The 8,853-nt window shown below is 75.9% G+C and carries 8 protein-coding genes; 7 read left to right on the top strand and 1 reads right to left on the bottom strand.

Going from position 1 to position 8,853, the window contains the following annotated elements:
* From KBX39_RS14755 to KBX39_RS14740, 4 genes are all read left to right on the top strand, one after another.
* The coding region (locus tag KBX39_RS14755; protein ID WP_247660210.1) for a DUF5682 family protein at window positions 1-988 on the top strand (988 nt) is incomplete at its 5' end.
* Window positions 985-2,097, top strand: coding sequence for a VWA domain-containing protein (locus KBX39_RS14750; RefSeq protein ID WP_210871071.1), 1,113 nt, complete (start codon window positions 985-987; stop codon window positions 2,095-2,097). The genes KBX39_RS14755 and KBX39_RS14750, both read left to right, overlap by 4 nt.
* A 9-nt stretch (window positions 2,098-2,106) precedes the next feature.
* Window positions 2,107-4,185 carry a hypothetical protein gene (locus KBX39_RS14745; RefSeq protein ID WP_210871069.1) on the top strand — a complete coding sequence of 693 codons (2,079 nt, stop codon included), beginning with the start codon at window positions 2,107-2,109 and terminating at the stop codon, window positions 4,183-4,185.
* Between the two features lie 34 nt (window positions 4,186-4,219).
* Window positions 4,220-5,200, top strand: coding sequence for a DNA polymerase domain-containing protein (locus tag KBX39_RS14740; protein ID WP_113972822.1), 981 nt, complete (start codon window positions 4,220-4,222; stop codon window positions 5,198-5,200).
* 5 nt (window positions 5,201-5,205) lie between these two features.
* On the opposite strand, the gene KBX39_RS14735 is transcribed toward KBX39_RS14740, so the two are convergent.
* On the bottom strand, window positions 5,206-5,712 hold the full coding sequence (locus KBX39_RS14735) for an Lrp/AsnC family transcriptional regulator (RefSeq protein WP_030499924.1): 507 nt from the start codon (window positions 5,710-5,712) through the stop codon (window positions 5,206-5,208).
* 72 nt (window positions 5,713-5,784) lie between these two features.
* On the opposite strand from KBX39_RS14735, the gene pdhA reads away from it, so the two are divergent.
* From pdhA to KBX39_RS14720, 3 genes are all read left to right on the top strand, one after another.
* Window positions 5,785-6,984 (top strand): pyruvate dehydrogenase (acetyl-transferring) E1 component subunit alpha, encoded by a 1,200-nt coding sequence (pdhA, locus tag KBX39_RS14730; protein WP_210871075.1) that lies wholly within the window; start codon window positions 5,785-5,787, stop codon window positions 6,982-6,984.
* A complete protein-coding gene (locus tag KBX39_RS14725; RefSeq protein WP_069088570.1) occupies window positions 6,984-7,988 on the top strand; it encodes an alpha-ketoacid dehydrogenase subunit beta in 1,005 nt (334 codons plus the stop codon). Before pdhA ends, KBX39_RS14725 begins: the two co-directional genes overlap by 1 nt.
* Window positions 7,989-8,041: 53 nt before the next feature.
* Window positions 8,042-8,853 (top strand): biotin/lipoyl-containing protein (locus tag KBX39_RS14720; protein ID WP_210871073.1); only part of this gene is annotated, 812 nt, incomplete at its 3' end.

Raw genomic sequence — 8,853 nt, 5'->3', positions numbered from 1 at the left:
GGGCGCGGACGCGCTGCTCACCGAACGCTGGACGCCCGCGCCGTCGGCGGACCGGCTCGCCCGGGTGATCGAGGCCGGTGGGTACGGGCCGACCGTCACCGACGCGGTCACCGCCCGGATCGAGGAGCGGATGACGCTGCTCGGCGCCGACGTCGACGCGCTCGCCACGACGCTGTTCGACACCGCGCTGGCCGGGCTGACCGAGCACTCCACCCGCACGCTCACCGCGATCACCCGCGCCACCGGCACGGTCACCGACCTGCGGGCGCTGGGCCGGGCGCTCGCCGTCGCGCTGGCGCTGTGGCGGCACGACCGGCTCCTCGGCAGCGCCGGAACCGCACCGCTGGGCGCGCTGATCACCGCCGCCGTACGCCGGGCGCTCTGGCTCGTCGAGGGCGTGCGGGCCACGGCCGCGCCGGCCGACCCGGGACGGCTGGCCGCGCTCGTCGCGGTCCGGGACGCGATCCGCCACGCCGGTCCGGCGCTCGGGCTCGACCGGGACGGCGCGCTCGCGGTGGCCGGGCGGGTCGCCGCCGACGCGGCGGCCCCGCCGGACCTGCGCGGCGCGGCGCTGGGCCTGGCCTGGTCGCTGGGCGACGTGCCGGACGCCGCCCGCGCGGTCCGGGCCGTGGCCGCGCCGGACACGCTCGGTGACTGGCTGTCCGGGTTGTTCGCGCTGGCCCGCGAGGAGGTGGTGGCCGGCGACGCCGCGCTGCTCACGGTCGTCGACGAGCTGCTGGCCGGGATGGGCGCGCACGACTTCCTGGTGGCGTTGCCCGCGCTGCGGCAGGCGTTCGGCTGGTTCCCGCCCCGGGAGCGGGCGGAGGTGGCCCGGCACGTGCAGGCGCTGCACGGCGACGACGCGCCGCCCGGTGACCTGCTGCGGCTGGACGCCGACCCGCTGCTGGTGGCCGCCGCCCGCGCGGTGGAGGAGCGGGTCGACGCGGTGCTGGCCCGGGAAGGGCTGTGGGAGGGGGAGCGGGCGTGACGGACCCGATGCGGGAACGCTGGCGGCTGGTGCTCGGCGACGCCGCGCAGGACAGCCTGGGCGGTCTGTCGGCGGAGGCGGCCGGCCGGGACGCGGCGCTGGACTGGCTCTACGGCCGCGACGCCGACCTCGGCCGCCGCGGCGTGCGGCGCGGCGGGTCCGGTCCCTCCGCGCTGACCACTGTGGACTGGCTGGACGGGATCACCCGGCTGTTCCCGAAGGAGACGGTGCAGCGGCTGGAACGCGACGCGGTCGAGCGGTACGGCATCCACGAGGTCGTCACCGACCCGGCGGTGCTGGCCCGGGTCGAGCCGAACCCGGCGCTGCTGCGCGCGGTGCTGCGCACCAAGCACCTGATGGACCCGGAGGTGCTGCGCCTGGCCCGCAAGCTGGTCGAGGCGGTGGTGCGGCAACTGGTCGAGCGGCTGGCCGCCGAGGTACGGCAGTCGTTCTCCGGGCCCCGGGCGCGACGACCCAGCCGGTTCCGGCAGGCCCGCAACTTCGACGTCCGGCGCACCATCCGGGCGAACCTGGCGCACTGGCGGCCGGACGAGCGCCGGCTGCACGTACGGCACCCGCACTTCTTCTCCCGTACCCGCCGCCACCTGGACCGCTGGCAGGTGATCCTGCTGGTGGACCAGTCCGGTTCGATGCTCGGCTCGGTGATCCACGCCGCGGTGACCGCCGCCTGCCTGTGGGGGCTGCCGGGCGTACGCACCCACCTGGTCGCCTTCGACACCGACGTGGTCGACCTGACCTCCGACGTCGACGACCCGGTCGAGCTGCTGATGAAGGTGCAGCTCGGCGGCGGCACCGACATCGCCCGCGCGGTCGGGTACGGCGCGCAGCTCGTGGAGAACCCGCGCCGGGCCATCGTCGCGCTGGTGTCCGACTTCTACGAGGGAGGGAACGCCGGACGTCTGGTCCGGTCGGTGCAGCAGCTCGTGGAGCAGGGCACGCACGTGCTGGCGCTCGCCGCGCTGGACGAGGAGGCCGACCCAGCGTACGACCGGGCCACCGCCCAGCGGCTGGCCGACGTGGGCGCCGCGGTGGGCGCAATGACGCCGGGCGAGCTGGCCGCGTTCGTGGCCGAGCACGTGGGCCGGTAGGGGGACCGGATGACCCGTGACGACCTGATCGCGCTCACCCCGGACGTGCTGGCCGCGCTGAGCAACAGGGGCCTGGTGAAGCGCGCCACCAGGGAGGTCAACGCCGGTGAGCGGCCGGTGCTCACCGAGGACGCCGACGGCGCGGTGCGCGCCGCGTACCCGGACGGGGTGACGGTGACGCTGCCCGTGGGTGGCGGCCTCGCGGCCGGGATCTGCTCCTGCCCGGCGCCCGGCGTGTGCCGGCACCTGCTCACCGTCGTGCTGACCTACCAGCGCACGCACGCCGACGCCCCCGGCCGCGAGGTCGCGCCGGACCAGCCCGCGGCGCCGGACCGGCAGGCCGTGCCGGGCCACGACGCCGCGTCGAGCCACGACGCCGAGCCGGGCCACGACGTCACGCCGGGCCTGGACGACGCCGGGGCCGGCTGCGAACCGTGGCGGTGGTCGCCGGGCGACGTCACCGACGAGGAACTGGCCGCCGCGATCAACGCCCCGGCGCTCGCCGCCGCGAAGCGACGGCTGCGCCGCGGCTACACCGCCGTGGTCCACCGGCCGGACGCCGCCGACCCGGTCCCGCGCGTGGAGCTGCCCACCGGCACGGTCCGGTTCCTCGTGCCCCGCCAGATCGGGTACGCGCGCGGCGTCGCCGCCGACGACGGCGGAGAGTCGATCGCGCTCGCCGTGTGGGCGTGCCGGGCGGCCGACCGGGAACACCCGGACCGTCCCGAGGCGCAGGTACGCGTCGGCGGACCGGCCACCGTGACGGATCACCCGGCGCTGGACGCGGCGGTGGCGCTGGCCGCCGACGTGCTGCTGACCGGCGTCGCGCACCTGGGCTCCGGCGTGGACGCCCGGCTCGCGGCGGCCCGGCGGGACCTCGACGCGGCCGGTCTGCGCTGGCCGCTGCTCGCCGTGGAGGACCTGGCCGGGCAACTGGAGGCGTACGCCGCGCGCGGCGCCCGGTACCGGCCGGAGACCCTCGCCGACCTGCTCGCCGAGCTGCCCGCGCGGCGGCGCGCGGTGGTCAACGCCGGGGCCACCCCGCCGGAGCGGGTACTCGGCACCCACGAGCCGGCGGAGACGCCGCTGCGGCGGGTACGGCTGACCGGCCTCGGCGCCCGGGTCCGGTCCAGCGGCGGCGAGGTGGGCGTGGACGTGGTGCTCGCCCACCCGGCCGCCGTCTCGGTGCTGGTGCTGCGCCGCGCCTACCCGGTCACCGGCGACGACCCGCCCACCGGGCGCGAGCTGGCCGGGCGGCGGATCACCGGCGCCACGCTCGGCGCGCTCGCCGGCGGCAACGTGGTCTCCGAGTCGGCGGTGCGCAGCGCCGCGCACCAGCTCCGGTTCGCCGCCGGCCGGCTGGCCCGCACCACTGTCACGCCCGGCGCGGGAGACTGGTCCGGCCTGCCGCCGGGCCTGCTCGCCCGCGACCCGGACGCGCTCGCCGCCGAGCTGGCCGGACGGCCACCCCGGCTGCTGCGCCCCCGGACCGCCGCCGAGTCGGTGCGGGTGCTCGCGCTCGGCGAGGTCCGCGCCATCGGGTACGCGGCCGGCGAACAGCGCCTGCACGCCACGGTGACCGGGGCCGACGGCGGCACGGCGACCGTCACCGCCACTCACCACGCCGCCGCCCCGGGTGCACTCGACGCGCTCGCGGCGGCACTGGACGGCACACACGGGCCCCCGCGCTATGTCAGCGGGGCAGTCCGCCGGGGCGCCGACGGACTCGTCGTCGAGCCGCTGGCGGTGGTCGCCGACACTGTGGTCGTACCCGATCTGGCGCCTGGCGTGGGTGACGGGCGGCTGGCCGGCGCGGTCGACGCCCGGCCCGACCCGGTCGCCGCGGCGCTGGGTGCGGCGGTGGCGCTGCTCGCGCAGGCCGCGCACACCGGCCTGCGGCACCTGCCGGCAGCCTTCCCGGAGCGGCTGCGCGCGACGGCGGCCGGGCTCGCCGCGGTCGGCCTGGACCGCTGCGGCGCGACAGTGTCCGGCCTGGCCGGCGCGCTCGGCGCCGACCCCGGCGAACCGGCGGTACGGGCCTGGGTGGACGCCTGGATCCGGCTGTCGGTCACCGGGGAGTCCCGGTGAGCCGGTCCCCACGCCCGGCCAGGATCGCTACGGTGTGACGGTGGCGACCACGGCGGCGCAGGAGATCCAGGTGGGGGAGCGGCTGGTCCGCGTCTCCAGCCCCGACAAGCCCTACTTCCCGGAGCGCGGGCTGACCAAGCTGGACGTGGTCAACTACTTCCTGTCCGTCGGCGACGGCATCCTGCGCGCGCTGCGGGACCGGCCGACCATGCTGGAACGCTGGCCGCGCGGCGTGTTCGAGGGCGCCAAGGTGGCCACCCGGCAGACCAACAAGGGCGACGCGTTCTACCAGAAGCGGCTTCCGGCCGGCGCGCCCGACTGGGTGCGCACCGCGCACATCACGTTCCCCAGCGGCCGTACCGCCGACGAGGTGGCGCCGAGCGAGCTGGCCGTGGTGATCTGGGCGGCCAACCTGGGCACGCTGCGGTTCCACCCGTGGCCGGTGTCGAAGGGCGACGTGGAACGCCCCGACCAGTTGCGCATCGACCTCGACCCGATGCCGGGTGTCGACTTCGCGCAGGTGGTGCCGGTGGCGCACGAGGTACGCGCGTACCTGGCCGAGCTGGGCCTGGAGGGCTTCCCGAAGACCACCGGCGGGCGCGGCATCCACGTGTACGTCTCGATCGAGCCGCGCTGGAGCTTCGGCGAGTGCCGGCGGGCGGTGCTCGCGCTGGGCCTGGAGATGCAGCGCCGCCTGCCCGACCTGGTCACCACCACGTGGTGGCGCGACCAGCGGGACCGGCCGGTCTTCGTCGACTACAACCAGATGGCCCGCGACCACACGATGACGTCGGCGTATTCGATCCGGCCGACCCCCGCGGCGCTGGTCTCGGCGCCGCTGGAGTGGTCCGAGCTGGACGACGCCCGCCCGGAGGACTTCGACGTGGTCAGCATGCCCGCGCGGTTCGCCGACCGCGGCGACCCGCACGCCGGGCTGGACGGGCGGCGGTACTCGCTGGAACCCCTGCTGGAGCGGGCCGACGCCGAAGGGCTGGAGTCGCCGCCGGAACGCTGAGGCGGTCAGTCCCAGGGGCTCTGCGTGCCGTCGAACTCCTCGAACACCAGCCAGGTGCGCGTCGACAGCACCCCGGCGATGCTCTGCACCCGGTCCAGCACCACGTCCCGCAACGTCGCGTTGTCCGGCGCCCGGACCAGCGCGAGGACGTCGTGCTCGCCACTGAGCAGCGCCGCGTGCTCGATGTAGCGCACCCGGGCCAGCTCGGCGGAGACCTCCCGCCAGGTGTTCTGCTCGATGGTCAGCGCGATGTACGCCGACGTGCCCAGCCCGGCCGGCTCCGGCGCGACCCGCGCGGTGAACCCGGTCAGCACCCCGTCGCGCAGCAGCCGCTCCACCCGGGCGTACGCGTTGGTGCGCGAGACGTGCACCCGTTCGGCCAGCGTACGGATGGACGTGCGGGCGTCACGGACCAGCTCGCGCAGGATCCGCCGATCCACCTCGTCCAACGGCCCGGCCGAACGTCCCGTTCCGCCCGCCGCGCCCGGTGTGGTGCCGGTCTCCTGGCTCACCGCAGCCGCCTTCCCGTGCCATTCGTCCCGCGTTCATCCCGCATGTTGAGTCAATCATCCACGACCGGGAGCATAGGGCCACCACACGTCCAGGAGGTCCCCGCCGTGACGACCACACCCCAGGCGGTCCGCAGGGCATCCCCGCGCACCCGCCGGAAGACCACCCCGGCCGCACCCGACCCGTCGGCCGGCTTCATGCCGCAGCGGGAACCGGTCCGGCTGCTCGAACCCGACGGGACCCCGCTGCCGGCCCGCGACGACTACCCGGAGCCGCCGGTCGAGACGCTGCGCGAGATGTACCGGCGGATGGTCGTCGGCCGCCGCTTCGACGTGCAGGCCACGGCGCTCACCAAGCAGGGCCGCCTCGCCGTCTACCCGTCCGCGCGCGGCCAGGAGGCGTGCCAGATCGGCGGCGTGCTCGCGCTGCGCGAGGACGACTGGGTGTTCCCCACGTACCGCGAGTCGATGGCGCTGACCGCGCGCGGCCTCGACCCGGTCGAGGTGCTCACGCTGCTGCGCGGCGACTGGCACTGCGGGTACGACCCCGCCGCCACGCACACCGCGCCGCAGTGCACCCCGCTCGCCACCCAGTGCGTGCACGCCGCCGGGCTGGCCTACGGCGAGTCGTACCAGGGCCGTGACACCGTGGCGCTGGCGTTCATCGGCGACGGCGCGACCAGCGAGGGCGACTTCCACGAGGGCATCAACTTCGCCGCCGTGTTCAAGGCGCCCGTCGTCTACCTGGTGCAGAACAACAAGTACGCGATCAGCGTGCCGCTGTCCCGGCAGACCGCCGCGCCGAGCCTCGCGTACAAGGGCGTCGGCTACGGCGTACCCAGCGAGCAGGTCGACGGCAACGACCCGGTCGCCGTCCTCGCGGTGCTGGAGCGCGCCGTCGCGCACGCCCGCGCCGGCAAGGGCCCCTACCTGGTCGAGGCGCACACCTACCGGATGGAACCGCACACCAACGCCGACGACCAGACCCGCTACCGCGACGCCGACGAGGTCGAGGCGTGGCGCGACCGCGACCCGATCGCCCGGCTCGAGGCGTACCTGCGGGCCAAGGGCGTCCTCGACGACGCCGCCGTCGCGGCGATCGCCGAGGAGGCCGAGGAGTACGCCGCGGCGCTGCGCCGCCGGATGGACGACCAGCCCACGGTGGACCCGCTGAGCCTGTTCGACCACGTGTACGCCGAACCGACGCCGCAACTCGTCGAGCAGCGCGAGATGGTCCGGGCCGAGCTGGCCGCCGACGCGGAGGGGGACGCCTGATGGCCACCATGACCATGGCGAAGGCGCTCAACGCGGCGCTCGCCGACGCGATGCTCGACGACGAGCGGGTGGTCGTCTTCGGTGAGGACGTCGGCCAGCTCGGCGGCGTCTTCCGGATCACCGACGGGCTGCAGGCCCGGTTCGGCGACAAGCGCTGCTTCGACACCCCGCTCGCCGAGGCCGGCATCGTCGGGTTCGCGGTCGGCCTGGCCATGTCCGGGCTGCGGCCGGTCGTGGAGATGCAGTTCGACGCGTTCGCCTACCCGGCGTTCGAGCAGATCGCCTCGCACGTGGCGAAGCTGCGCAACCGCACCCGCGGCGCGTTGAGCGTGCCGATCGTCATCCGCGTGCCGTACGCCGGTGGCATCGGCGGCGTGGAGCACCACTGCGACTCGTCCGAGGCGTACTACGCGCACACGCCCGGCCTGAAGGTGGTCACGCCCGCGACCGTGGACGACGCGTACTCGCTGCTGCGCGCCGCCATCGACGACCCCGACCCGGTGGTGTTCCTGGAGCCCAAGAAGCTCTACTTCACCAGCGCCGAGGCGGAGCTGCCGGCCCGTACCGCGCCGATCGGCAGCGCCGTGGTGCGCCGCCCCGGCACCGACGCGACGCTTATCGCGTACGGGCCGGCGGTGCCTGTGGCGCTGGCCGCCGCCGAGGCCGCCCGCGAGGAGGGCTGGGACCTGGAGGTGGTCGACGTGCGCAGCATCGTGCCGTTCGACGACGCCACGGTCACCGCCTCGGTACGCCGTACCGGCCGGTGCGTGGTGATCCAGGAGGCGCAGGGCTTCGCCGGTGTCGGCGCGGAGATCGCCGCGCGGGTGCAGGAGCGCTGCTTCCATGCGCTGCACGCGCCGGTGCTGCGGGTGTCCGGGCTGGACATCCCGTACCCGGCGCCGATGCTGGAGCACACCCACCTGCCCTCGGTCGACCGGGTGCTGGACACCGTGGCCCGCCTGCAGTGGGACGACCAGCCCGACACGAGGTGGGTGGCGGCATGACCGAACGCACCGAGCGGAGCGAGGGCCGTGAGGGCATGCCCGGCCGGAACGGCATGAGCACGGCTGTGGGGACCCGCGACTTCCTCCTGCCCGACCTCGGGGAAGGGCTGAGCGAGGCGGAGATCGTCGAGTGGCGGGTGGCCGTGGGCGACGTGGTCACCGTGGACCAGAGCGTGGTCGAGGTGGAGACCGCCAAGGCCGTCGTCGACGTGCCGTGCCCGTACGCCGGACGGGTCGTGGCCCTGCACGGCGCGGCCGGTGAGGTACGCCCGGTGGGCCAGCCGCTGATCACCATCGCCCCGCTCGACGACGCCCCCGACCCGCACGCCACCTACCGCGAGGAGGAGCGGGCCGGGTCCGGAAACGTCCTGATCGGCTACGGCACCGGCCACGGCGGCTCGGGCCGGCGGCGGCGTCGGCCGCGTCTGGCGCTCGCTCCCGAGGCCGCGCCGGCGTCGGTCGACCCGGCGCGGACCGGCGGACCGGCGGCGGCGCCGCTTGTCATCTCGCCGATCGTGCGGCGGCTGGCCAAGGAGCACGGCATCGACCTGGCGTCGCTGCGCGGCACCGGGCCGGGCGGCGTGATCCGCCGGGCCGACCTGGACGCCGCCGTGGCCGCTGCTGCTCCGGCGGCCCGGCTGGCCGCGGTGCCGGACGCCCCGGCCGCCCACGTCGGACTCGCCCCGGCCGGCGACGGTGACACGGTCATCCCGCTCACCGGCATCCGCAAGGTGATCGCCGACAAGCTCTCCCGCAGCCGCCGGGAGATCCCGGAGGTGACCATCTGGGTCGACGTGGACGCCACCGGCCTGCTGGAGACGCGCGCCGCGATCAACGCCGCCACGCCGGAGGCGCCGGTGAGCAT

This window comes from Micromonospora sp. D75 (genome assembly GCF_018070405.1).
Lineage (GTDB): Bacteria > Actinomycetota > Actinomycetes > Mycobacteriales > Micromonosporaceae > Micromonospora > Micromonospora chalcea.
Note: the sequence above shows the minus strand (reverse complement) of the source record. Positions and strands in the feature narration are given on the sequence as shown.